Annotated in this window: 21 protein-coding genes and 1 tRNA gene; 6 read left to right on the top strand and 16 right to left on the bottom strand. The window is 55.8% G+C overall.

Translation table 11 applies throughout. The features are described 5' to 3' along the window. Positions 1 to 84: 84 nt before the first annotated feature. Positions 85 to 172: transfer RNA gene (locus ABY734_RS12385), tRNA-Ser, on the top strand. Positions 173 to 277: 105 nt separating this feature from the next. Here ABY734_RS12385 and ABY734_RS12380 read toward each other — a convergent pair. The 3 genes from ABY734_RS12380 to ABY734_RS12370 form a co-directional block, all read right to left on the bottom strand. Further along, the gene (locus ABY734_RS12380; RefSeq protein ID WP_372779539.1) at positions 278 to 1,630 is read right to left on the bottom strand and encodes a FimV family protein; all 1,353 of its coding nucleotides are present in this window, start codon (positions 1,628 to 1,630) and stop codon (positions 278 to 280) included. 170 nt (positions 1,631 to 1,800) lie between these two features. Then, positions 1,801 to 2,610 carry an enoyl-CoA hydratase gene (locus ABY734_RS12375; RefSeq protein ID WP_372779537.1) on the bottom strand — a complete coding sequence of 270 codons (810 nt, stop codon included), beginning with the start codon at positions 2,608 to 2,610 and terminating at the stop codon, positions 1,801 to 1,803. Between the two features lie 95 nt (positions 2,611 to 2,705). After that, complete coding sequence (locus ABY734_RS12370; RefSeq protein ID WP_372779535.1) at positions 2,706 to 4,010, bottom strand: ABC1 kinase family protein; 1,305 nt, start codon at positions 4,008 to 4,010, stop codon at positions 2,706 to 2,708. Positions 4,011 to 4,252: 242 nt separating this feature from the next. Between ABY734_RS12370 and ABY734_RS12365 the strand changes: the two genes are divergently transcribed. Beyond that, on the top strand, positions 4,253 to 5,713 hold the full coding sequence (locus ABY734_RS12365) for a DUF3336 domain-containing protein (protein WP_372779534.1): 1,461 nt from the start codon (positions 4,253 to 4,255) through the stop codon (positions 5,711 to 5,713). Here the strand turns inward: ABY734_RS12365 and ABY734_RS12360 are convergent. Further along, positions 5,710 to 6,135 (bottom strand): hotdog fold thioesterase, encoded by a 426-nt coding sequence (locus ABY734_RS12360; RefSeq protein ID WP_372779533.1) that lies wholly within the window; start codon positions 6,133 to 6,135, stop codon positions 5,710 to 5,712. The two genes, ABY734_RS12365 and ABY734_RS12360, sit on opposite strands and share 4 nt — an antisense overlap. 84 nt (positions 6,136 to 6,219) lie before the next feature. On the opposite strand from ABY734_RS12360, the gene ABY734_RS12355 reads away from it, so the two are divergent. Further along, a complete protein-coding gene (locus ABY734_RS12355) occupies positions 6,220 to 7,113 on the top strand; it encodes a DMT family transporter (protein WP_372779532.1) in 894 nt (297 codons plus the stop codon). Between the two features lie 101 nt (positions 7,114 to 7,214). On the opposite strand, the gene ABY734_RS12350 is transcribed toward ABY734_RS12355, so the two are convergent. The 8 genes from ABY734_RS12350 to ABY734_RS12315 all read right to left on the bottom strand — a co-directional run bounded on the left by ABY734_RS12350 (position 7,215) and on the right by ABY734_RS12315 (position 18,870). Beyond that, a complete protein-coding gene (locus ABY734_RS12350) occupies positions 7,215 to 9,905 on the bottom strand; it encodes a TonB-dependent receptor domain-containing protein (protein WP_372779530.1) in 2,691 nt (896 codons plus the stop codon). Positions 9,906 to 9,998: 93 nt separating this feature from the next. Continuing rightward, positions 9,999 to 11,699: a hypothetical protein gene (locus ABY734_RS12345; protein ID WP_372779528.1), complete on the bottom strand. Its 1,701-nt coding sequence runs from the start codon at positions 11,697 to 11,699 to the stop codon at positions 9,999 to 10,001. A gap of 328 nt (positions 11,700 to 12,027) precedes the next feature. Continuing rightward, complete coding sequence (locus ABY734_RS12340) at positions 12,028 to 14,202, bottom strand: PQQ-dependent dehydrogenase, methanol/ethanol family (RefSeq protein ID WP_372779526.1); 2,175 nt, start codon at positions 14,200 to 14,202, stop codon at positions 12,028 to 12,030. Between the two features lie 36 nt (positions 14,203 to 14,238). Continuing rightward, entirely contained in the window at positions 14,239 to 14,817 is a 579-nt protein-coding gene (locus ABY734_RS12335; RefSeq protein ID WP_372779524.1) for a lysophospholipid acyltransferase family protein, read from the bottom strand. A 93-nt stretch (positions 14,818 to 14,910) separates the two neighbouring features. Continuing rightward, positions 14,911 to 15,723, bottom strand: a complete 813-nt coding sequence (locus tag ABY734_RS12330) for a crotonase/enoyl-CoA hydratase family protein (protein ID WP_372779522.1) — start codon at positions 15,721 to 15,723, stop codon at positions 14,911 to 14,913. Between the two features lie 22 nt (positions 15,724 to 15,745). Continuing rightward, positions 15,746 to 16,312 (bottom strand): nitroreductase, encoded by a 567-nt coding sequence (locus ABY734_RS12325; RefSeq protein ID WP_372779521.1) that lies wholly within the window; start codon positions 16,310 to 16,312, stop codon positions 15,746 to 15,748. A gap of 4 nt (positions 16,313 to 16,316) precedes the next feature. Continuing rightward, positions 16,317 to 16,829 (bottom strand): SRPBCC family protein, encoded by a 513-nt coding sequence (locus tag ABY734_RS12320; protein WP_372779519.1) that lies wholly within the window; start codon positions 16,827 to 16,829, stop codon positions 16,317 to 16,319. A gap of 193 nt (positions 16,830 to 17,022) precedes the next feature. Then, positions 17,023 to 18,870, bottom strand: a complete 1,848-nt coding sequence (locus ABY734_RS12315; RefSeq protein ID WP_372779517.1) for a beta-ketoacyl synthase — start codon at positions 18,868 to 18,870, stop codon at positions 17,023 to 17,025. Between the two features lie 107 nt (positions 18,871 to 18,977). Here ABY734_RS12315 and ABY734_RS12310 point away from each other — a divergent pair, with 107 nt between their 5' ends. From ABY734_RS12310 to ABY734_RS12300, 3 genes are all read left to right on the top strand, one after another. Continuing rightward, on the top strand, positions 18,978 to 19,970 hold the full coding sequence (locus ABY734_RS12310) for a GlxA family transcriptional regulator (protein ID WP_372779515.1): 993 nt from the start codon (positions 18,978 to 18,980) through the stop codon (positions 19,968 to 19,970). Positions 19,971 to 20,110: 140 nt separating this feature from the next. Continuing rightward, on the top strand, positions 20,111 to 21,118 hold the full coding sequence (locus ABY734_RS12305) for a Rieske 2Fe-2S domain-containing protein (protein ID WP_372779514.1): 1,008 nt from the start codon (positions 20,111 to 20,113) through the stop codon (positions 21,116 to 21,118). A gap of 144 nt (positions 21,119 to 21,262) precedes the next feature. Further along, positions 21,263 to 22,444 carry an acetyl-CoA C-acyltransferase gene (locus ABY734_RS12300; protein WP_372779512.1) on the top strand — a complete coding sequence of 394 codons (1,182 nt, stop codon included), beginning with the start codon at positions 21,263 to 21,265 and terminating at the stop codon, positions 22,442 to 22,444. A gap of 86 nt (positions 22,445 to 22,530) precedes the next feature. Here the strand turns inward: ABY734_RS12300 and ABY734_RS12295 are convergent, their stop codons facing one another. The 4 genes from ABY734_RS12295 to ABY734_RS12280 form a co-directional block, all read right to left on the bottom strand. After that, positions 22,531 to 22,689 carry a DUF3012 domain-containing protein gene (locus ABY734_RS12295; RefSeq protein ID WP_372779511.1) on the bottom strand — a complete coding sequence of 53 codons (159 nt, stop codon included), beginning with the start codon at positions 22,687 to 22,689 and terminating at the stop codon, positions 22,531 to 22,533. Positions 22,690 to 22,764: 75 nt separating this feature from the next. Beyond that, a complete protein-coding gene (locus ABY734_RS12290; RefSeq protein ID WP_372779510.1) occupies positions 22,765 to 22,938 on the bottom strand; it encodes a rubredoxin in 174 nt (57 codons plus the stop codon). 89 nt (positions 22,939 to 23,027) lie between these two features. Then, positions 23,028 to 24,257, bottom strand: coding sequence for a sorbosone dehydrogenase family protein (locus tag ABY734_RS12285; RefSeq protein WP_372779508.1), 1,230 nt, complete (start codon positions 24,255 to 24,257; stop codon positions 23,028 to 23,030). 28 nt (positions 24,258 to 24,285) lie between these two features. Further along, on the bottom strand, positions 24,286 to 25,011 hold the full coding sequence (locus ABY734_RS12280; protein WP_372779506.1) for a hypothetical protein: 726 nt from the start codon (positions 25,009 to 25,011) through the stop codon (positions 24,286 to 24,288). Between the last annotated feature and the right edge of the window lie 105 nt (positions 25,012 to 25,116).

Here is a 25,116-nt window from a genome sequence, read left to right as displayed (position 1 = left end):
GCGCCTGCAGGGCGATAACGAGCACGCAGGCGTGCGGATTTGGGAGACAGGCAATACCCGAACAAATACGCAAAAGATTGACCTGGTGAGGTGTCCGAGTGGCTGAAGGAGCACGCCTGGAAAGTGTGTATACGGCAACGTATCGAGGGTTCGAATCCCTCCCTCACCGCCATCCATAAAAAAACCCGGCTTTTAGCCGGGTTTTTTTATGGATAGGAGTAATGGGCCACCATCGAAACAATGCTACTCATACACAGCAACAAAGCCCTTCTGGATTTTATCTGATACGACGCAGTCGAATTCTGGAATCTCGGCGATCGCGATACAGCATGTAGCCAAATACCAGCAGCATGCCCGCTGACAGCCAACCGATTGAATGAAGAAGGTAAGCCGGCCCTGACATATCAGCCAGCATAGGCTTGGCCGAAACAACCTGAGCCGGTGGCTCAGCCGCCGCCGGCGTCGCCTGCTGAGCTTGCTGCTCCTGCTGAGCCATCAAAGCCAGTGCCTTGGCCAGCTGCCGCTCCAGCTCTTCGACCCGCTGTAAAGCATGCTCGACCTGAGACGCTGACGCGGGTGCATCCTGCTTGGAAGCAAGAGCGGGCTGAGCCGCCGTCAGCGCGCCCTCACCAACAGGGAGAGTTTCCGTCGCAAGACCGGAGGAATCATCCGCGACTGCCGGAGTCGCCTGCTCATCAATGAGCATTGGTGCGTCACTAGCTTCAGGTGACTGTGCCGGCTCCGCTAATTCGGGAGAGACTTCGGCAGGAGCCGCTTCTATTACCGCCACCTCAGACACTGCAGGTAGCTCTTGATCGTTAACCAGCCGATACCCGTTACTAAAGCTGTCACCCAACACCATTCTGGTATCGGAACAGGTTGCCGGAACAACTAGCAGATAAGCTTCTTTGAGTCGGCTCGGTTGACCACCCATAAACGCCTTGGGGTTTTCCTGGAACAGGCTGGCCATCCACTGAGCCCGATTACCGTCGTGCTGTCGCGAGAGATCATTCGCCAGCCCCCAGAGCGAATCACCTCGCTGAACGCGATAGTGACCCGGCTCTATAGCAACAGCTGGTCGCTCAGCTATGGTCTCTTGGGTCTCTTGTTTTTGCTTGGGCAAGGCCAAATCCCGCTGCGCAGGATCAAGCGCAGAGGCAGTTGATTGCTCTGCTGACGACTTATCAACAGTTGATTCTTTTCCAGCGCCTTCAGCGATGCGAGTGACTGGCTTTGAACGATGGAATGCGGGAAATTCGAGCAGAACCGTATAATCACGTTTCAGAAAACCCTGCGGCCAACGCAACACCAGCGTAAAAGCCAAGTACGGTTCTACGATCGCTTCATCCGAGCGAAGCCGGACAGATTCGGTTTCAGGGTCATAACTGACTTGGTATTTACTACCCACCATCGTATCCAGCGGGCTGCCGGAAACAGCGTCATTCATCGCTGTCACGGCAATACGGAAGTCATCGCCTGTCAAGCCCGCTGCATGGTGTACCGGTATACTTAAATCGAGCGGAGAGCCAAAATGCGAGCGCAATTGCGGATCGCCAAGACCGATAGCGTGCGTCAGCCGGCCCATCAGCAGCATGGCGATTAAAGCTGTATATTTCAGGCAAGCCCGCATGTAATCTGCTCTTGGTCAATAATTACGGTAATTTTATAGCTAAAAATCACCCTCCTAGAGCCTAGCGCAATTTCACACAAATTTATAGTCGTGACACAGGCTTAACTGCAAAAATGGAAGCACCAGAGCGGTTTAACCATTAAAAATGCCAATAAATTACTGCTCCTGCCTCAGGCGCCGTCTTTGAATACCGGCTTGCGATTATCTTTTCTCGCCCGTATCGCCTCTTCAAAATTCTGTGTCGTCATGCGAACAAACAGTTGGGCGTGCCCTTCATAATTCATATGAGCATGTTTGCTGCTCGCCTCCAGCCCTGCCCACATCAGCTGCTTGGTCATTTCGACGCCCATCTGACTGAAACCACTGATACGCTCAGCCAGCGCATAGCACTCGTCAAGCAGAGAATCTGCCGACACCGCCCGCGAAACCAGCCCAATCCGATCGGCCTCTTGCGCACTGACGTCTCGCCCGGACAGCATGATCTCAAAGGCGCGGCTTGAGCCTATGGCTCTGGGTAGCATATAGCTTAAACCGAGCTCGGCGGCTGTGAGACCATTGTTAATACCCGCAGCACGAAAATAGGCCTTTTCCGACATAAGTCGGATATCGGTTGCCATCGCCAGACAGAAACCGCCGCCAATAGCCGCTCCATTTATGGCGCCGATTACCGGCTGGGGCATATCCTGAATGGCTTTGATCACATCGTCCAGAACGCGCATAGCGCGACGGGCAATACCCGGCATGGTCAGACCATCAAAGATCGGCAGATAACCCGGATCTTCCAGATCCGCACCGGAGCAGAAGCCGTCGCCTGCGCCGGTCAGAATGACCACGCGGGTGTCGTTGTCGAAGCCCACTTCTTCCAGCGCTTCCTTTAACGGCACCATCACATCGAAGGCCATGGCGTTCATGCGTTCAGGGCGGTTGAGGGTAATGCGGGTAACGTGAGGACGGGGTTTGTCGACAAGAATGAAAGACATGCTGAAGCTCGTTGTGGTTATGGTCGGGTCATTGAAAACCAGACACCGACCAAAATCCATTAACAAGCAGCAATTTAGCGCGAAAGGCGAGCGACCTACTGATACAGGGTAACGCGGTCGTCTCCAAACATATTGGCGCCGGGTGCCAGCAAATCCATGTAGCGATCAAAATACAAAAACTGCTTGAGCAGCAGCGTAAACGAGCGCGGAAAACGGATACCGTAGTCTCGGGCCACGGCGCCCAGCTCGGTCATCAGGCTGGTAACACCATCGGGCTCAGAACCACCACTGCCGAGCAGGTATTCAGGGTCCATGGCATCCAGCCGGCCAAACAAATGCTCGATATCCCGAGCCAAGGCGTTTACATCCACTTCACTGCGGGTAACACCAATGGCGAGCATGGATTCTGCCATTGTCTGGTAGTCCTGCTCGCTGACCGCCATAAACAGCTTGAAGGTGGCCTCCCACACGCTGGGCTTGATGCGCCCTACCATACCAAAGTCGATGAAGCCGACCTGTCCGTTTTTAAGCAGCATCAGGTTGCCGCTGTGCAGGTCGGCGTGGAAAAACTCACACTGAGTAAGGCTGGCAAACCAGGTATTCATGGCATTAAACAGACTTTCCGCCGCATCGTGGCCGGACGCCTTCAGCGCTTCAATATCGGTCAGTGCAACGCCATAGAAACGCTCCATGGTCAGCACCCGTTCGTTGCTGGCCTCCAGATAGGGCTTCGGCACCACCACGCTGGTATTACCCGCCCCGGTGAGAAATCGCTCAAAATGAACCAGATTGTCGGCTTCCTTGACGAAGTCACATTCATCCAGCATCGCCTGGTACATCTCTTCCACCAGGTCGGCAATAGAGCCCCGATCCAGGTTGGGGATAATTCGTTCGAACAAGCGGGTAACAAGATAAACCGTATTCAGATCCGTGGTCAGGGTCGCTTTGACACCCGGCTTTTGCACCTTGACCACAACCTGCTCCCCACTGAGAAGAGTCGCGGCATGAACCTGAGCGATGGACGCCGATGCCAGCGGCTGAGGGCTGATATGCTCAAATACCCGATCCAGCGGTTTGCCCAGATCGTCCTCGATAATGGCCTTTACCTTACGGAAGGGAATTGCCGGGGTCTGATCAAGGCATTTCTGAAACTCGTCGACATACTCCTTCGGGAATATAGAGGGCGAGCTGGCGATAAATTGACCAAATTTGATATAGGTGACGCCTAGCGATTCAAACAGCTCGCGCATCTCTGCGGGTGCGGGAACCCGCCAGTCAATCAACCAGCGCAAGGCCTTTGGATAGACAGCAGCACAGGTCTGCAACAGACGCACCGAGCCGCGCACCCCCAGTTCGGCCATCTGCAGAGGTCGACGACGTTGCGGTAATTTTTCAGCCATGAAGGATTCGGAGCCCATAGATTCTTCCCTGACGGTAATGCGAGCGGTAATTATACGCAAGTCAAATCGCGAGGGTGAGCGACTTCACCGTAAATCACACTATTTCACAAAGCAGCAACAATGTGCTGGCATTTTTCCTTAAAGGCGAGCAAGTGTGGTTAGGGCGGCTGTTATTCAACTGTTAGACCCTCTACAATGTTTCGCGTGTCAATATTACACAGGATGACGATGTGCAGTTACCAATGAGACGACGCAAACAGCTTGAAGAGCGACTTCGCAGCGCCGAAACCTACGAGCAGTGGGCTCAGGCAGCTCAAGCCTGGGACGATCTGGTCGGTCTCAGCCAGTGGCGCAAGATGGACCAAACCCGTCTCTATGATCACGTCTCCATCCGCTATCGTCTGGACAGGCTGCGAGCGCTGCGCAGCCGACAGGATGATATCGGCCTGCTGTTTACCCTGAACGAAGGAATTCACGGCAATATGGCCGGGATGGGTAAAGCCGCCGTGCACTCCCGATCCAAATTCGGAACCAAGCATCTCATCGAAAGTTATGTCGATGAAATTGCCGAAGCCCTGCAGCACATCGCGACCACCAACAACCCCAAGATCAGCTTTGAAGACAAGCTCGACTTCTTCAACCGCGCCAGCCAGTGTTATGGCCGCTCGGCACTTATGCTCAGTGGTGGTGGCGCCCTCGGTTTCTACCATATTGGCGTGGTCAAAGCGCTGTTGGAACAGGGCCTGTTGCCCAATGTAATTTCCGGTTCGAGCGCCGGCTCCATTGTCGCCGCCGTACTGGGCACGCACAACGACGATGAAATGGAACAGTTTATGGACGCGAAGCACCTCGCGTTCGAGGCCAAGCAGGAAGCGAGCTGGTTTAACCGCATGTTCCGGGGCACCCGCGCCAACATCGATATCCACGATCTGCAAAACCTGATCGCGCGCCTGATTCCGGACATGACCTTTGAAGAGGCCTACCGCAAAACCGGGCGCAATATCTGTATCTCCATCGCGCCGGCGGAGCCGCACCAGACCTCACGTCTGCTAAATGCCATCGCCTCGCCCAACGTCTACATCCGCACAGCGGTGCTGGCCTCCTGTGCGGTACCAGGCGTTTACCCGCCGGTCAGCCTGCAGGCAAAAAATGTCTACGGCGACAGCCAGCCTTATCTGGCCTCACGCAAGTGGATTGATGGCTCGATTTCCGACGACCTGCCCGCCAAGCGCCTGTCACGCATGTACGGCGTCAATCATTTTCTGGTCAGCCAGATCAACCCGGTGGTACTGCCCTTTATCAGCCGCAAGAAAAAACGCGGTGGCCTGTCTACCGTTTTTACCGGCATCGGCCGCGCTGCCCTGACCGAAGTGTTGGACGCCCAGCGCTTTATTTCCCAGAACTACCTGCAGGATATGCCCAGGGTCAATATGGTGCTCAACAGCATGCACAGCCTGGCCAAGCAGGAGTATTCCGGGGATATTAATATAGTACCCAGCTTTCGCTTCTACGATCTGCGCAAGCTGCTGGCCAAACTCTCGGAAGAGGAGCTGGTCGGCCTGATGCGCGAAGGCGAACGCGCCGCCTGGCCGCAAATAGAAACCATCCGCACCTGCACCAAAATCAGCAAGGTGCTCGATGGCATTCTCGAAGACCTGCAGGACCTTGAAGTTGAGGCGGTGCGGAAACTGCAGGGCGTCTAGGTTCTAGGCGCTTTCACCACCACAGTTAAACGAGACACACAGATCAGCCGCTCTTTTGCGTCATGTATCTGGGTTTCCCATACCTGTGTAGTACGCCCGATATGCAAAGACCTGCAAGTTCCTGTGACGCGCCCCTCGGTCGCCGAACGCAGGTGATTGGCGTTCACTTCCAGGCCGACTACGATTGACCCCGGGTCTGCGGCAAGAAAGCCACCGACACTGCCCATCGTTTCCGACAGCACGACAGAAGCGCCGCCATGCAACAGACCAAAGGGCTGACGGGTGCGCTCGTCCACCGGCAGCGTTGCCACCAGATAGTCGTCGCCAATATCCACAAATTCAATGCCCAGATAACTGGCGATACTGCCACTCTGCATTCGATTAAGCTCTTCCACGGTTGCAGACTGCTTCCACAAAGACATCACTTACCCTTACACTTGCCACTCGAAGAGAACAGTCTACCTTTCCAAAGCAATTAAGAAAGCCGGGCTTAACGCACAAAGTCTGTGCAACGGACAACAACTATCAACGCTGCCAACCCCCGACAATTTGCCCTAGGCGTAGGCCTCGGCATTCTGACCGTATTTCTCGGCAGCACCGTCGCGGCTGCGGGCAAGCACCTGAGCAGCCAGGTGCATATCTCGGCGATCGTACTGGCCCAATACCTGATCTGCTTTGTGATGGTTCTGCCCTGGTGGCTGCGCAATGGCAAACGCGCGGTACTGACCAAGCGCCCGATTACCCATATTGTTCGCGGCGTCAGCGGCTGCGCCTGCTTTTATACCTACTATCTGGCCATGCAGCATATGCCACTGGTAGAAGCGACCCTGTTTCGCAACACAGCCCCACTGCTCGTCCCGCTGGTGATACTGGTCTGGTATCGCAGCGCCATACCGGTTGCCCGCCTGTTCCCTTTGATCATTGGGTTTGCCGGCGTGACGCTGGTCCTGCGCCCCACCTTCGACGGGATTAGCCTATGGCAGTTGATTGCCCTGAGCTCGGGCGTCGGGCTTGCCATCTCCATGGTCGGCACCCGGGAGTTGGCACGCACCGAACCGGAAAGCCGGATACTGTTCTACTATTTCACGATCTCACTGCTGTTCGTACTACCCTTCTTTGCGCTCAACTACCAGCCGATCCCGATCGATGCCCTGCCCTGGCTGGCCTACGTTGGCGTTGTTATGTACGGCACCTTTGTTATTTACACCAAGGCCTTTGCCTATGTGCCCTCGTCAATACTGGCGCCCACCAGCTATTTCGCGCTGGTCTTCAGCGGCTTGCTGGACTGGATGATCTGGGGTGTCATCCCGGACACCCCAACCGTGCTGGGCATTGCGCTAGTGGTCAGCGGTGGCCTGTTGATTCTGCGTACACCCGGCACAGGGGCCGACGACAACTGAGAAGCGGGGCACTTCCCGCCCTGCCGCAAAAATCAGGAGCCTAAAACAAAAAACCCGGATGGCATAACCACCCGGGGTGCTTCACTTGAGTGCAGTGAGCGTTAGTAGCTCCACTTGGCGCTCAAGCCCCAGCTGCGGCCAACTTCCTGCTCAAGGATCGTGACGTTACGGCCAGAGGAGTTCTTCTGCTCGAACTCACGCTCTTCCTCCAGAATGTTCTGAACTTTCAGGCTGAAAGACAGGGTTTCCGTCGGATAGAACGTGTAGGTCAGATCCAGCGAGTGGAAAGGCTGCTCGAAGGCATCGTCATTGCCCGCCACTCCGGCAAAATAGATGCGCTCACCAAACACGTTGTAGATCAATGAGGCACTGTGAATACCGCCCGGTGAATCGTAACCCAGCTGGGCGTTCATCACGTACTCGGAGTGGCCAGTCAGCCGGCGCGTCTCATTGGTCAACACGTTGTTGGTGGTATCAATCTCTACTTCAGAATCACTCAACGCCATATTGCCCGACACAAAGAAGCCGTCGATACCGATCAGGTCAGCAGGCACTGTCAGCAGCCCCTCAACCTCGACACCATAGATGTCACCGGATTTGGCATTCTCGTAGGTCAGCACTACGTTGTCGTCTGAGCCTGGCTGGCGAACCGTCTCGATCGGCGCACTGATATCCTTGTAGAACAGAGACACGGTAAAGTTGTCACCGTTCTCGTAGAAGAACTCTGCGCGAAGATCCAGATGATCGATGTCAGATTTCTCTACAAAAGGATTACCGCGCACCCGCTGGTTAATCTGCGGATCGATATAGACCACTTGCGCCGTTTCACGCAGATCGGGGCGAACCACGGTTTGCGCATAGCTCGCACGCAACTGGTATTCCTCTGAGCCAAACAGGCCGTAGTCAGAGAAGGTCAGAGCTGCCGAGTGATACCAGTCATCTTCGATAAAGGCAAAACGCTGATTGGGGTCTTGCAGCGCCTGAATCTGCGCTTGAACTGCAGCACCGCTGAAGTCCAACAGATCTACCGTCAGCAGCGCCTGTTTGTACTCTTCCCAGCGTGAGCCGACGGTAACCCGCCATTTCTCACTGAGGCGCACGTCCATCTCACCGAAGTAAGCGTTCAGCTTGCGCGCCGCGACATAGCTTTCTGTGCCGAAGTTACTACCCAGGGATGCTTTAAAATTATTATCGAGGTCTCCCAGCACCGAGTCTGACATGACGCGACCGGGGCCACCTGCCAGCACCGAGCTGGAAAGCCCGGTCGTGCTCACATTAAATGTGTACTGGTAGTACTCCCGAAATTTTTCAGACGCGGCGTAGCCGGCCTTCACCGTGACCTCGGTTTGATCCAGATAGACCGGCAACTCAAAGCTGCCACCCCAGCTCTCTTCCTCGTCTTCCAGCTCTAGAAAGGTATGCTGACCGGCTGCAGGGGCCGGAGAAATCTGGGTAAATCCGGTGGCAAGATTCGTAGAGCCATTGTAGTTGGTCTGGTTAGGCACATCGGTAGTGACCTGCGCGTCCGAGTAAAACCAGGAAAACCGCAGCGGCTCCAAAAATGCCAGATGTTCGCTCCAGTTATAGAGGTACTCCAGACCTTCAAAGCTATGCTCACCGGTCAGCTGGTACATTTCCAGAGCGCGCTCTTCGGTCCGTGTCTGGTAGCCGATAATCTGTCTGCCATCAGCGGGCGTGTTGTTGGAATCAAAGCCTCTGGAAATACTCGCGTCTTTGACATCGTGTTGAATGTCGAAGTAGCTCAAGCCAACCGCATGGGTATTGCCATATTCGGCTCCCAGTGTTGCCGAGTAAGTTTCGCGCTCTTCCTCTGTGGTACGACGGATATCTGAAAAACGCTCATCGGGGTTACCAATTTCACGCTTCATCTGATCCTTGTTACGAAACTTTTCGCCGATAGACGCGCTGAGCGAACCACCGACCAACCACTGATAACCCACATCCCAGGAATTACCCAGCGCAAGCTTGTAATCCGTGTCGGGTTTGTTATCGAGACTTTCACCCATGCCGATTTTGCGCGGCAGGGCCAGCATCAGGTTCCGCTGGATCTGCTCGGCCTGCTGTGCCGTGGTGTTGTTTCCGGCGTCGTTCTCGGTGTTGAAGATATTACTCTGGGAAATATCACCCTGATAGCGCGCGATAGCGCCGGCAATTTCATCAGGCAGAGGCTTGATGCTGCTGTCATTGTATTCCAGGCCTTTATGGCTAATGTTGTTTCCGCCCGTGCCCACACTGAAACTTATCAGCGGCGCCTTCGGAAAGGTTTTAGTCCGAACATCAATGGCACCGCCGCCAAAGTTAGCTGGTGTCGATGAACCGAAAGCCTTCTGCACCTTGATGGATTCAACAATAGAGGTCGGGAATAGATCGAGCGGGATAACACTGCGCGCCAGATCGGGTGACGGCACAACCGCACCGTTAACCGTAACACTGGAGTAGCGCTCACCCAGCCCGCGAATATAAACAAACTTGTTGTCGATCAGTGTCAGACCGGGCAGTCGGCGCAGCGCACCGGCGATGGTGGAATCACCCGCGCGGGCAATAGCTTCAAATCCCAGAAAATCTGCCGAGAATGGAATCTCAATCCGCTCATCGACAATGGACGCGGCAACGCTTTTCAAGCGCCCGGTCACCACCACTTCTTCGATCGGCCCCGGCGCGGCAATCTCGGGCTTGTAGCCCTCGTCCTGCTGCGCCAGCACTGTGCCTGATCCGAAGACGGTGCCAAGCAGGATGGCCTGCGACAAACGGCTTCGTTTAAATAGTTTCATGATAAGTAACCCACAATTCTGAAGAGTCTGATTGTTTGGCTGAAAGAGAGGGCGCTAAAGCGCCCTCCCAGCCGGTCGTGTTTCAACAGAGGGTTACGGAGTGAAAGACTTGTCGAAGCCGACAGTCCAACCGTCCAGCCAGTTGTCACCGCTGTTGGCGCCGCCCAGATAAGTCGGTTTCTTGAAAATCGACCCCAGAGTAGATGCGTCAAACAGTTGAGTGGACTGATCAAATACCTGTGTGCCGGAACCATTTTTAATACTCGCAGCCGTCAGGTAGGCGCGCGATCCAGCAGTGCCTTCCAGAACAGACCCAATTGCGTCGGCAGCCACATCGGAACCGGTAATCAGTACGTTATTGGTATTGCTGTTGGCAGGAGTTTGCGCGTTGACGCCGCCACCAGCCAGCCAGTTGACCAGATCAAAGCCAGCGTTTGCGGCATCTGCACCCACTTTTGTAGCTTCGCCACAGGCAATAACGTTGCTGGAAGCTTTGCTGGTGCCAGCCTGCGCCGCGTCAATGGTTTGGGGGCCTTCTGAGTCATCCAGCTCGAGACACTCATTGCTCGCCATTGAGGTTGCGTAGGACGTTACCAGCGAGTTATACATTTCAAAGAAGGCACCTTCCCGATACAGCGGGCCTTCCGAGCTACCCTTACCACTGGGGTTTGTGCCTGCATTTTCGCCGACGTTGCTGGTGACACAGGTCAGGTTGGAAATACGCAGTTTGGTGGTCGGAGTGAAGCCATCGTCTCGGCTGCCGCCCGTGTTATCACCCTCGATACAACGGTTAGCGCCCGAAGTGTGCACTACCACAGCGTATTGGATGTCGCCATTGTAGCCTTCAGAGTAGTCGATGGAGTCATCACCTACGTTCACAGCCACAATGTGATCCATGTTCACCGCACCGCCGAACATTTCGAAACCATCATCCTGCGAGGTGTAGGTTTGTACATGGCTGATGGTGGTGCCGCTACCAACCGCGTTCAGGGTCAGGGCATTCAGCTCATCACCGTCTACCACTTCAAAGCCAGCGTGCTTGATGACAACGTATTTCAGGACACCGGAATTTTCGGCGTTGTTGTTGCCACCGTAAGTCGCAGGACGACCTTCAGCTGTTACGTGGCAGTTGTGTACATTGTTTGCGGTAGCGGCAAAGTCACTGGTGCTGCCTTTGGACGCAAAGCCAGAACCGGTGCTGGTACCGTCGTGACACTTGTTGGTGCGGCCATTACCGTTAATCTGGATACCGCCCCATTGACCGCGATCGCTTTCTGTTGCCGTTCCGAGAATAGCGTCTTCATCAGAAGTGAAAACAATCGGGCTATTAGCCGTGCCTTCTGCAAAGATCTGCGAGCCGCGAGCAATGCGAACATAACCGTCGGTATTCTTGAAGACCATGGTCACACCAGCGGCGATGTTCAGGCGGGTGCCCTCGCCTTCCTGGGGAATGCGCTTGCCAGCTTGAGCTGCGCTCGCGTTGACGTCTTCACCGATAAACAGGCTGTCTTCGAAGATGTGCTTGCCGCCGAAGTTTGAAAAGGTTACAGAATCAACAGTGATCGGCTTGCTGCTGCTTGAGAAAAGCGAAGAGTAAATACAGTTTGTGCCGTCAAATGACCCTTGGAAAGTCTGACCTGACTCTGTGTAGCTTGCACAGACATTGCTGCCAGCTGTGCTGCCACCGGAACCGGAACCGCTGATATTGGTGGGTGAAAGGTTTACGTCACCGCTGTCGGTACAACCGACCAGAGCGCCGGCCACTACGGTGGATATCATGACTCGTTTCAACATTTATGCTGCTCCCAACTGAGAAAGACTGTGTAATTGGTCGTTCAGTTACTCGCGGGGTTGCTCCATGTTTTCAACCCACGCCTCCATGTCTGTAACTGCGGCAGAGGTTAATGGGGATGTGTGACGTATTTATGTCAGCCACACGACAGTAATGTGAAACCTTTGAAAGGCGGCTCAGTGGGAAAAGAACATTTTGATGAATATGAGAGGAAGAACCGCCCTGGATTCAGGAAATTAGACGCGATAAGACGAATCAGCTTTATGACAGTTTGGGGAAGGTATTACGGAAGGGCGCGCAGCCAGAATACTGCGCGCCTGAGCATTTCGGTCAGACTTTATCCATAATCCAGCCGAGAATATTGGCGATCGTTTGGAAAAACACCATCTTGATCGACATCCACCAGCTCGGTGTTTCGCGGATTTTCCGATCTGCTTCTGCCTGAGTCAGCACATAGGCTTTAATTACACGGGAATCGTCTTTACTGAGCACGTCACTGAAACCCACCATACCGGCCTTGCGCATCATGCCGTCGAGAACGATGGCGTCGAAGTTTTCGTAGAACACCGGCGGCAGGTGCCTCAGATCCGGGATCGCGCCATTGGATACGGCATCAGTGCCGTGACAACCGGCGCAGTACTCATGGAATAGCGTTCGTCCCCTCGCCAACTCTTCATCGGTAACTTCTTCAGGCGCTGGCGCCTCGAACAGGACTTTTTCAGGGTTCGCCGGCAGAGTTTTATTTGCGCCCAGTTTGAAGGTCAGTACACGACTGGGAGGAATGCCACCCTCCTGTTCGTAACCAGCGATCAAACCAAATGCACCGCCCTGCCCGGCGAGCACCGTCACATACTGCTCACCGCCAACGGTATAGCTTACCGGCGAGGCTATGACAGCGGTGCGGGCATCGAAGGACCACATCTGCTCACCGTTGTCGGCCCGGTAGGCTCGAAACTCGCCAGTCGCCGTCCCTTGAAATACCAGATTGCCCGCAGTAGCCAATACGCCACCGTTCCAGGGGCGCTGGTAAGGCACAGACCAGGCGGCTGACTGAGTTTTTGGATCCCACGCAAGCAGCGAGCCCGTGGTCACTTTCTTCAGCATCAGCTGGGCGAGAATATGGTTGGGAGCTGCATCCTGCTCCAAGGGTACCCCGAGGTTCCAATGCCCCCACTTGTGCAAGTAATCCTTGGCATCACCGTATTTGAACAAGGCATCTATTGCCGGAATGTACACCAGTCCGGTTTTGGGGCTGTAGGCCATCGGGTGCCAATTGTGGGCTCCCATTGAAGACGGCCGGATAAATTCAGGTTTGTCTTGGTAGCGCGCGCGGTCAGTTTCCACCGGGCGGCCCGTTTCCATGTCATAGTGGGTTGCCCAGTTAACTCGGGCATAAGGCTCTGCAGACAACAGCTTTCCGTTACTGCGATCTATAATGAAGAAGAAACCATTTTTCGGAGCCTGCCACAGCACCTTGCGGGCTTCGCCCTGCCATTCCATATCCGCCAGCATGATGTGCTGGGTAGCGGTGAAATCCCAGCTTTCCCCAGGTGTTTGCTGGTAGTGCCACAGGTATTCACCGGTATCCGGGTTCAGCGCGACGATAGAGGAAAGGTAGAGATTGTCGCCGCCTTCCGGGCTGCGAATTTTGTGGTTCCACGGAGAGCCGTTACCAACACCAATATAGAGTTGGTCGAGCTCAGGGTCGTAGACGATGGAATCCCAGACGGTACCGCCGCCGCCCATCTTCCACCATTCACCCGTCCAGGTGTCGGCAGCGCGCTCCATGGCCTCATTTTCGAATCCGTCGGCCGGGTTGCCCGGCACGGTGTAAAAGCGCCACAGCTCCTCGCCGGTATTCACATCGAAAGCACTGACAAAGCCGCGTACACCGTATTCGGCGCCGCCGTTACCGATGATCACCTTGTCTTTAAATACACGCGGCGCACCGGTAATGGTATAGGGGTATTGCTTGATGTCTGCGGCCTGGACTTCCCAGTGTTTTTCACCGGTGGCCGCATCCAATGCGATTAGGCGCGCATCGAGCGTGCCGAAAATAACCTTGCCCCGGTAAACCGCCACTCCGCGGTTCACCACATCGCAGCAGGCCATTTTTGCCCACTCGCGGGGCACCTCAGGATCATACTTCCAGAGCAACTTGCCGGTCTTCGCATCCAGCGCGTAGACAACGCTCCAGTTGCCGGTAACAAACATAACACCATCGACCACGATCGGCGTTGCTTCCAGCCCGCGATTGAAATCTGTGTCGAAGGACCAGGCCAACCCGAGATCGCCTACCGTGGCCTCGTTGATCTGATCAAGCTGGCTGTAGCGCTGCTCGCGGTAATCATTGCCGTGGCCCAACCAGTTATCCGGGTTTTCCGCCGAAATCGCGGCGGTATCGACGGTTTCCGTGGCAGCGCGAATATCTTCTGGCGTGTTGGCGGCCACAAAGCCACTCGTCGCCAGAGATAGCCCCAGCAACATCACAAACAGTTTGTGCATTTCCCTTCCTCTAACAGCTTTCTGGCGGCTGTATCTTCAGCCGTCCATATCAAATTCAGAGCGGAGACCTTGCTTGTCACTGTAAAAGGCAAGTATCTCTTTAACGTCTTTTTCGTAGTCACCCGTCGGGTGAACGAGAGGACCGAAACCAACAACCTTGGTTTTGGCATCGAGGTAGGCAAGCTGAATGGGCACATTGACGCGCGTGGCAATATGGTAAAAACCGGCCTTTAGACTATCCACCTTGCGGCGGGTGCCCTCGGGCGTGATCAGTAGAACCAGCTCTTCTGATCGGTGAAAAGCCTCAGCTACCTGCTCAACGGTATTTTGCGCTGAGCGGCGGTCGATCGGGATTCCCCCCATCCAGCGCACAAGCCAACGTATCGGCGCCGGGAACAGGGTGTGCTTTCCCATCCAGTGAACATCCAGCTTGTATTTCAGCACCACCGTCAGCATCACCAGAAAATCCCAGTTGCTGGTGTGAGGTATCGCGATCATCACGTATTTATCTTGCTTAGGCGGTTCACCAACTGTCTTCCAACCGGTGAGTTTCAGGCCGATGAATGACACCAGACGCAAAAGCTGGGAAATCAGCGGCGTGCTGAAAATGGTCATGTTTTTCTGTTTGATCAAACCGCAGATCGCTCGTTTATAGTCGTTGTTATGATAGCAAACCGCTCCGCATACACAGTGATGCGAACGGTCACGCTAGCTGTCAAACTTTGCCACTTTCTTTTCCATACGAGCGGTCAGTGCAGCCATCACATCGGCCTGACTTAACATGCCAGCATTCCAGGTCGCAATAAAGTTCAGGCCATCAGCCACCGAGTGGTCCCGGGTATATACCAGCATTTCCTTGGTACCGCGAATGGCCAAGGGGGATTTGCTGGCAATATCAGCGGCAATGCCCATTACGCCTTCCAGCAGCGCTTCGCGATTTTCATAGACCGCATTGACCAGACCGATATCACGCGCTTCGCTCGCTTCAACATTTCTGCCCGTATAAGCCAGCTCACGCACAACACCCTGGGGAATAATGTGGGGAAGGCGCTGCAAGGTACCCACATCGGCGGTCATACCGATATCGATTTCTTTAATGGAAAAAGTAGTGCCTTGTGCGCAGTAGCGCATATCGCAGCAGCTCACCATATCGATACCACCGCCGACACAGCTGCCGTGAATCGCTGCCAATACCGGCTTGCGGCATTTCTCTATGGCACTGAGGTTATCCTGTAGACGCAATATGGTTTGACGCAATTGCTCTGCCTTGCGGGCCGGCTCACTCTGACTGTCATTGGCGATAGCGGCAAACATATCCAGGTCTATACCAGAGCAGAAGTGCTTGCCCGCGCCACTGAGTACAACCACACGGACCTCGGGATCATCGGACAGCGACTCAAAACAGGTCTGCAGCTCGCCCCACATTGGAAGGTTCATCGCATTGGCCTTATCCGGCCGATTCAACTCTACATGGGCGATATGATTTTCAATACTGAGGGTAAGCGTTTCAAAGGTTTGCATGGTCGCTCCACGTGATTGGGCGTTATTCATCAGCCTGCCAATAAGAAACAAAGTCGGCGCTGTCGTAATTTGGCAGGGGTTTAGCGCGGCCGTCGCGACTACCAATATAAAGGTAGCCGACCAGCGTTTCGTTTTCTGCGAGGTTTAGCTCCGCCAATACCTTCGGGTCGAAGGCGTTTGCGCCTGTGCGCCAGATACCGGCGTAACCCAAGGCCTCAGCGGCCAACAATATACTGTGAGCGGCGCAGCCAGCAGAGAGCTGCTGTTCTAACAAGGGAACTTTGGGGTGCTCAGTGTAGACCGTAACCACCGCGATAATCAGTGGTGCCCGCAGCGCTTTGCTGCGCGCCTTGTCCAGATCGGCCTCGCCGGCCTCTGGGTTGCGGCGCTGCAGGGCGCGCGCGAATACGTCGCCTAGGTGGTGTCGCGCCTGCCCCTCAATCAGCAGAAAACGCCAGGGCCGCAATCGGGCGTGGTCAGGCGCCCGCAGTGCTGCTCGAATCAAGGTGTTTATTTCGTCCGGGGTTGGCCCCGGTTCAGTCAATTTTGGCGCAGAATTTCGCTTTTGGAGAAGGGTCAAGGCATCCATAAGGTCAGGACTTCATATCAGCTTTGATCTGTTTCAGCTTCTCCGGTGTGGTCGGCTCGCCGCTCTCATAATAGGCTTTCATGCTGATCGCCACATCGCGAATGACAGAGCGAAAGATACCAGCAAGAAATCGGTTTTGAAGAAACTCGCCAAACCAGCCCCAGCGCATGGTGTAGATCAGGGACGTCGTCAGAGCAGTCTGCCCATTGCCCGCCTCGTCAATGTGATAGCGAAAAAAGGCTTCTTTGAAGGGTGGTTGACTGCCGGTATCCCCCTTGTGCAGACGAATCAGAAAACCGTAGCCTTCCTTCCACTCCACTACGGTCTCATCCAGCGCCTTGGTTTCACTCTGATACACTTTGCGACTGGCGCCGACACCTTCTTTCTTTTCAGTGGTAATTTCGGTTTTGATAATGCCCGGTACGTAGTTGTGGGCCAGGCCTAAGTCACGCAATTTCATCCAGGCCTGTTCACGCGGCATATTAATGACCACCCGCGCTTTTGCTTCGTTCTTCAATGCATCTCTCCATACAGAAGCTAGTGCCTGCAGATGGCTATGTTGCCACTGCTCCCCCGGGCGACATTCAACCATGAAAGCCCTGCCTTGTCTTGCCAAGTGGCGACACCTAAGCAATTTTTAAGAAAAAACGGACAGATTTGACGTCACGGGGCGACCGGAAGCCGCCCCTCAGAGGTTCGTGAAAGGTTGATTACTTCGAGGAGAGCCAGCTGGCGTAAGGGGTGTCGATCTTCAGGTCCACCGCATTGGCGTAGCCCGGCAGGCTGATACTGGTGTCGCTGATAGCCAACTCGTCCCCCTTTAGCACATTGTGATCGAAGCGATAAATCACCTCGGCACGGCCCGCAATGGCCGAGTCATCATAGGCCCGGGCCGTTGCCGCCACCTGCTCTTCGCGGCCCTGCCAATCGCTCAGCGCAGCCTTTCCGTGACGGGCCTGGAGCAGCGCCCTAGTCACCCCGGGAGAAAACACAGCCGCTGTGGCGTTATTGCCGCCAAAACCCTTTGAGTTCAGCAGCGCGGCGTCGGTGTCGATTTCACGATGCTCGCGGCTCAGGCTGAGATTACTTTGATGCACATCAGCAGCAAATTCACTCACGGTGGCGATACCGGGCAGCAAGCCATCACTCCATACACCCAGCGTCGTAACCAGCTGATCGCCACTGGCCGATGCCACGGTATGGCCCAGATAAGCTTTTATAGCCGCCACCGGCCAGGACTCGATGCCAAAGGCCTTAGCAACTTCATTGAGAATATGAGATTCGCTGACTCGATTCTGAGGTGTTCCCGTGCCATGGGCCTGCACAAAGCTACGCTCGCGCAGGGTTCTCTCACCAAGCACTTCCCGCACTAGAGAGGCGGCTTTGGCCACTGTCAGGTAATTGCCCGCACCCGGCGACGAGATCGATTTTTTATAGCCGTCGGCATTGATAAACACGTCGGGCACCGAACCGTAAATACTCGCCCCCTGCTCCAGAGCCAGTTCGTCATCCATCAGCACCACAAACTGGGACGCCTCGGCCAGGGTGAAACCGCAGTTATCGCCAAAGGGGCGGCAGGCGCGACGATAAGCAGCCTCGTCGAGAGAGTCCACCCCGTCCAGCTTCATCAGGCCGGCATCGGTGGCCAGCGCACCCATGGTGGCATAGCCGTCGATAACATCCGGCGTGATAGGCGCTTCGGCTGCGCCGACAATGGCAATACGCGCACGGCCGCTGCGAATATCCTGGACACCGGCGCGCAGGTTATAAAGGAAGGTAGCGCAGGCACCCAGCGAGGGCCCGGTGCTGCCAATGCTGCCCAGCACATAGGCGTTTACAAAATCCGAAGGCATATCGGCCAGGCCAAGTGCGAGCTGCTTGGAGGTTACCCGTTTACCGCCAAGACGCGCGGCCAGCAGGCCACCATTGCCGTTTTCATCGAGCTGGGCCATGGCCGAACTGGCGTAGACACTCACCTGATCCGGACGCACCACCGACAGGAGCGTTTCCCAGCCAATCCCCACGGATTGGATGGCGTCTGACGCACCGTAAACAGAGAGCTGTAGACCGCGAGGATGGCTGCGCGAGGCATAGAGCGCCGCCGGATCAAAGCCGGTCGGCAACTGACCGGCAGCGCGTACTTCGCTGGTTCGGGTGGTGTGCACCAGAAAATCGCTGGCGCCGCGCATATCCACGCGCACGCGGCCTTTTTCAACTTCGGTCACAGTCCAGTTTTCGGGCAGCTGCTCCGGCAGGTTGCGCGCCCGCGTGACGAAACTCAGCACATCCCCGGCAGGTGCCAGCGGCATAGACTTGTTGCAGGGAATCGCCTCGGTATCAAACCAGCCCGCCTCAATCTTGCGAACCAGGGTATGGTTAAGGATGTATTCGCGATCACCCGCTGGCACGCCCATCAGCGCCGACAGGCTTTGCAGGGTTCGGTCCGCTTTGTCCTGAGGCAGTGCATCCAGCACCAGACGCCGGTAGCCATGATGGAAGGACGACCTGCCTGCGGCGTTGATGCCGCCAAATCCTGTAATAACCGGTAACCGCGCCACGAATTCAAACTCCCAGACAACAAATGACGGGAAGATTCTAGGTAAAGCCGAGCGTATAAAATAGTATATTATGGCCGTATTATAGTATATTCAGGACACAAATAAGCATGGTCAACATTGCCCTGGTCGCCCTGCCCAACGCGCTTACCTCCAGCCTTTCCTTGCCGCTGGAGATGTTACAGGCCACCAGCGATCAGCTGCGCATACAGCGCCAGCGCGCACCTCGCGTCCAATTACTGGGGCTAGACGGGCGCCCTGTGACCGCCGCTGGCGGCCTGACACTAAGCCCGGAAGCGGCCATCGACGACGCGGACTCACTCGACCTGATTATCCTACCCACCCGCTGGCGGCACCCGCTAAAAGGGATCGATCTGGATCACCTCGGCGGCTGGCTCAATGAACACTACCGAGCCGGCAGCACACTGTGCACGGTGGGCACAGGCAGCTACCTGCTCGCAGAGGCGGGCCTGCTGCAAAACCGCCCCGCCACCACCCACTGGCATTATTTTGAAGATTTCAGCGAACGCTATCCCCAGGTCGACCTGATCCGGAACTACCTGATCACCGAAACCGAGCGGATTTTCTGCGCCGGCAGCATCAACTCCATCGCCGACCTGCTGGTACACCTGATTGGCGAGCGCTGGGGCACTACCATCGCCCACCGGGTCGAGCGCCAGTTTTCGCCTGAGATCCGCCGCCCCTTCCACTCTCACGCCTACCGGGTTGGCCAGACCGACCTGCACAGGGATGAGGCGATTGCCCTGGTGCAGTCTTACCTGGGCAAGCATTTTGCCAGCCCTCTGCGGCTGTCGCAGCTGGCGCAACAGGCCGGCCTCAGCGAGCGCAGCCTCACTCGCCGCTTCAAACAGGCCACCGGGCAAAGCCCACTGGACTACCTCAATACCCTGCGCCTGCGTACCGCCCGGGAACTCCTTCAGCAAAGCAATCTGGCTATCAGCGATATCGCCCAGACCGCAGGCATTCCCGACCCCAACTATTTCAGTCGCCTGTTTCGCCGCGAGTACGGCGTCACGCCCAAGCAATACCGGGAAGGTGTGCGCGGAAAACTGTTCTCACCGGGTGCCCGCAACAAAGCTTGAAAAAGGTTACAATCGCGTCAGAATTGGGTAACACGTGTGTACTTTTGTCGCCCTCGGGCCTGATAATCAACCCACAATCGGTTAATTCACAGGCCCGGCGTGCGGCGCACTCCGGCGTACACCCTAAGAGAGAGTCAACCATGGAAAACACCGCAGAACTGCCTATCCCCTTTGGTTGGTATTGCGTCTCCCTGTCCAGGGACTTGCAGCCCGGTGAGGTCAAACCCATTCGCTACTTTGATCGTGAACTGGTGATGTTCCGCACAGATGCAGGCGAGGCCAAGGTGCTGGACGCCTACTGCCCTCACCTCGGGGCTCACCTAGGTCACGGCGGCAAGGTGCAGGGTGAAAACATCGCCTGCCCTTTCCACGCCTGGGAGTTTTCCGGCGAGGGCGTATGCAAAAACGTGCCTTATGCCAAAAACATGCCTCCCAAAATTGCCGGCGGTAAACCCTGCATTTACGCCTACCCCACCGTTGAGAAAAACCAGAGCGTTTGGGTTTGGTACCATCCGGACAATATAGCGCCCCTGTTCGATGTTGAAGAACTGCACGAATTGCACAGCGATGAGTGGACCGACATCTCCACCTACGAGTGGACTTTCCACTCCCACATTCAGGAAACCGCTGAAAACGGCTGTGATGCGGCCCACTTCATGTACGTGCATGGCAGCCAGGATGTTCCCAAAGGCGAAGTGAAGCACGAAGGCTTCCAACGTCACGCGCATTTTGTCAGCAAGGCGCCGGAGATTTTTGAAGATGGCACCTTCGACACCACCGGCACCCTGTTCCGCGACTCGTATCTGGACACGTCTAGTAACGGACCCGGCCAGACCTGGCAGCGGTTCAGCGGTGTGTTTGAGACCTTTATGATGGGCGCAGTTACCCCCATCGACGCCAAAACCGTGCATCTGCGCTTTGTGTTTACCCAACCGAAAGAAATGAACGAAGGGCAGGCAATCATGTCGCAGGCGGTCATTCAGAACGTCGCCTTGCAGGTGCAGCAGGATATGCCCATCTGGGAAAACAAGGTCTATCGCCCCCAGCCGGTGCTGTGTGACGGCGACGGTCCAATTGCCCAATTCCGCAAGTGGTTTAGCCAGTTCTATGCCGACGGCAGCGGCGACAAGGACAGCAAGGCCGCGTAATCCCCCCGCCTCACCCCTCTCGCGCCGGGAGGGGTACCCCTTTCTCGCGCAGATTGACTGTGCACGCCCGCAACTTGTCATGACAGCCTCAACATGGCTAAATGCGCCCTCGTTTTATCTATCGAATCATTGTGAGGGCCAGCTATGTCTACCGATTCCGTCTATATCGTCAGTGGTGCACGTACACCGATGGGAGGGTTGCTCGGCTCGCTGAGTGGCGCCAGCGCCGTCGAACTGGGTACCACGGCCATTGCCGAAACCGTAAAGCGCGCCGGCATCGATGCCAAAGATATTGAAGAAGTGATCATGGGCTGCGTATTGCAGGCCGGCCTCAAACAGGGCCCTGCCCGGCAGGCGGCGCTGGCCGCTGGCATCCCCAAAACCACGGGCTGCGTTACCGTCAATAAGCTCTGCGGTTCCGGCATGCAGACCACCATTTACGCCCACGATATGATCAAAGCAGGCACCTGCGATGTCGCCCTTGCTGGTGGCATGGAAAGCATGAGTAATGCGCCCCACCTGATTCCCGGTGCCCGTGGTGGTGTCGGCACTGGCAGCAAAGGCCTGGAAGATCATATGTTTTTCGACGGCCTGCAGGATGCCTATAAAGGCGGCCTGATGGGAGCCTTTGCTCAGGCCACTGCCGACGACAACGGCCTGACCCGCGAAGCTATGGATGCCTTTGCCATTGAATCTCTCAAGCGCGCCAAACAAGCGATCGACGATGGCAGCCTCGACGCTGAGTCGGTGCCGGTTACCATCAAAACCCGCAAAGGCGAGCTGGTTGTCAAAGATGACGAACAGCCGGGCAAAGCCAATCTCGACAAGATTCCCACCCTGAAACCGGCCTTCAAGAAAGACGGCACCGTAACCGCCGCAAACTCCAGCTCGATCAGCGATGGCGCCTCTGCCCTGCTGCTGATGAGCGGCGCGGAAGTGGAAAAACGCGGTCTGAAACCGCTGGCACGTATCGTGGCCCATTCACGCAACTCCCATGAGCCAGAGCTGTTTACCACCGCCCCCATCGGCGCCATCGAAAAGCTCTACGCCAAGACCGGCTGGACCAAGGACGATGTGGATCTGTGGGAAATCAATGAGGCCTTCGCCATGGTAACCATGCTGGCCATGCGCGATCTCGAGCTCGACCACGCCAAGGTGAACGTTCACGGCGGCGCCTGCGCCCAAGGCCACCCCATTGGCTCTACTGGTTCACGGATTATTCTCAGCCTGATTTACGCGCTGCAGAAGTACGGCAAGAAACGCGGCATTGCAGCATTGTGCATTGGCGGCGGCGAAGCGCTGGCAACAGCCATCGAGCTGGTGTGAGTTTCTAACGCGCACTAAAAAGGGGGCTATGCCCCCTTTTTTATTGTCAGCCGCCTGTTATGGCAGCCTCACCGGCAAATACATCATCAGAAGATACAGTGCTTGGTGTAGTCTTTCGCTTCATTCCCTGTCCACTCACCCTTGGGTTTTGCGTCCAGATCCTTGCACCAGGCTTCACTACCTACTTCCGGCGCGCAGCCGGCAAGCAAACCCACTACCAGCAACGCCATTACGCCACGAATCATCGTTATCTCCCGATGTGATTGTTTTAATCAGTATCGCACGCTGTTTAACCGCCGGCGCGAAGAAGTTAACAAAACTCAGACTTCGACCATATCAAAATCGAATTTGCTGATACCGCAATCCGGGCACTCCCAGTCTTCCGGCACATCTTCCCACTTGGTACCTGGCTCAATGCCATCTTCAGGGTAACCTTCTGCCTCGTCGTAAACGAAGCCACAGATTACACACTCCCACTTCTTGAAATCACTCATGACCATCTCCGTGTTAAGTCACCATCAGCGCAGGCGCGGATTATAACACCGCATAAGCTATGGGTTTTATTGCAGAAACGGTCAAAAAATCAGGGCAAATCAGACCTGAGTTGCAGCCGGTAAACCGCGCCACCGTAGTCGTCGGACAGGTAGAGATTGCCCACGCTGTCTTCCTCAATATCGACAGGCCGCCCGATCAGATCGTCGCCCGTCCAGAAGCCATCCAACACCGTCTGTGAGCTGATACTGCCATCGCCATTCCAGATCAGCTGTTCCAGCCGGTAACCATCCGGGACTGAGCGATTCCAGGAGCCGTGCAGAGCCATAAAGGCCGAGCGGGGAAAGGCCTCTATGAGCCGCTCATGACGGGGAAAGTGCAGCCCCAGCGGCGTGGTGTGGGCGGGAATAGCCAGTACCGGGTCAATGGCCTGCAGGTCTGCCGGCTTCTTAGCGCCCAGATCCGGGTCGCTGTCGCCAAATTCGTTGACGTAGGGCCAGCCATAAAAACCGCCCTCGACAACAAGGTTAAGTTCGTCGGCGGGATAATCATCACCCAATAAGTCGCGGCTGATGTCCGCCGCATAAAGAGACTTGTCCCAAGGAGCCCAATCAAAGCCGGTCGCATTGCGCAGTCCGGCTGCGTAGATTTCAGGATCACTGCCGTCAGGACGAACACGCATCAGGCTGCCCCGACGATGATCATCTTCAATGCAGACGTTGCAGCTGGAGCCAACGTTGAAATAGAGCCAGCCGTCAGGGCCAAGAGCGATATTCTTGGCCCAGTGATTGCCCCCGCCAGGCAAGCCACTGAGTATTCGCTGAAAAGGCCCTGCCACACTCCGGCTCTGGTGATCGAAGCGAATGCGACCAATGGCATCCTGCTCGGCCACATACAACCAGTCGTCAATCAACGCGATGCCGTGGGGCATATTCAGTTCGGTAAGCAGCGTTTCGCGCCCATCAGAACGGCCATCGCTGTCTGCATCGGCGTGCAGCAGCACAACATCACCTTTGCGTGGGCGCGAAACCAGCACATCATCCCGGTCGGTCACCTGCAGCCAGCGGGCATTGGGCAGGTCCGCCGCAAAGATACCCAGCTCAAAGCGCCTGTCGATCGACAGCGTCTCTCGAAGGCGGGATTCTTCAGGGGTTTCGACGCCGACACCGAAAATCGCGTTCAATATGACGCGAAAGTCCCCTACCTGCGGCGACACGTAGAGCCGAAACAGCACAACCGCACCGACGATCAGCAGTATCAGAGTAATGCCAATCAGACGCAGGCTCGCGCCGCCATGTTCTCTATGGAGTTGTTTATTCATTGTCATTGTTATCTTCCTTACCAACGAATCAGGCGGGCACATCCAGCGCCAGCAAAACCACAAGCGCTTTACCGCCTCGCTCAAGCGTCACCGCTATATAGTCGGCGGCTGCGAGTTGCTGATAGATAACCGGAATCGCGTCACCTCGTTGCAGCGACACCCCGTTAACGCCCAGAACCTGGTCACCCGCCTGCAAGCCAAAGGTAGAGAACGCTTGCCTGTCCGTACCGGGAAACAGCATATAGCGCAAGCGCCCGTCTTTTCGCGAAGCTTCGATCTTGACTTTGCCAGCCAGCGCAAAAGGATTGATGTAAAGCTTCTGGTGGTAAGAACGCGCCAGTTGTGTGGCTGCGGTATTGCGCCGCAGATCAATCAGCCCCGGAGCAGACGCTTCACCAGAGGGCTTCTTCAGTGCGTCGGAGACACAGCAATCCAGGCTGTATACCTCGCCATGCCGCAAGAGCACCGCGTCGTCCAGCACGGCACTGACCACGGCAGCGTCAGCAGCCGCCGGTGCCCGCGATGCGGAGGCATTGGCTGCCATATTCAGCAATGCTATCCCGCTTTGCTTATCGGATGCTGAGCTATCGCCAAACTCATCTTCCGACTCGCCAAAAAGGGCTGCCTCATCAGTAAACAGTTCAGCTTCAACCGCAGCTAGGCTAGTGCGTTTGTTGAGTGACGCACCACCGACAATAGCGGCAACCAGCCCCATCCAGGTGAGTGCAAATAATACGTGGTGCTTAGTCTTCATAAAAACTCCTCTGTGGCGCCAGTCTACTGAGCTTTCACCGGGAGCGAAAGCGCCTCACATTGGCGTAGATCCCGGTCGCGGGTATACTGCGCGGCACTGAATCTG

It is taken from the genome of Litorivivens sp., from assembly GCF_041624475.1.
Lineage (GTDB): Bacteria > Pseudomonadota > Gammaproteobacteria > Pseudomonadales > Spongiibacteraceae > Litorivivens.
The sequence above is the reverse complement of the archived record's forward strand: the minus strand, read 5'-3'. Positions and strand labels throughout refer to the sequence as shown.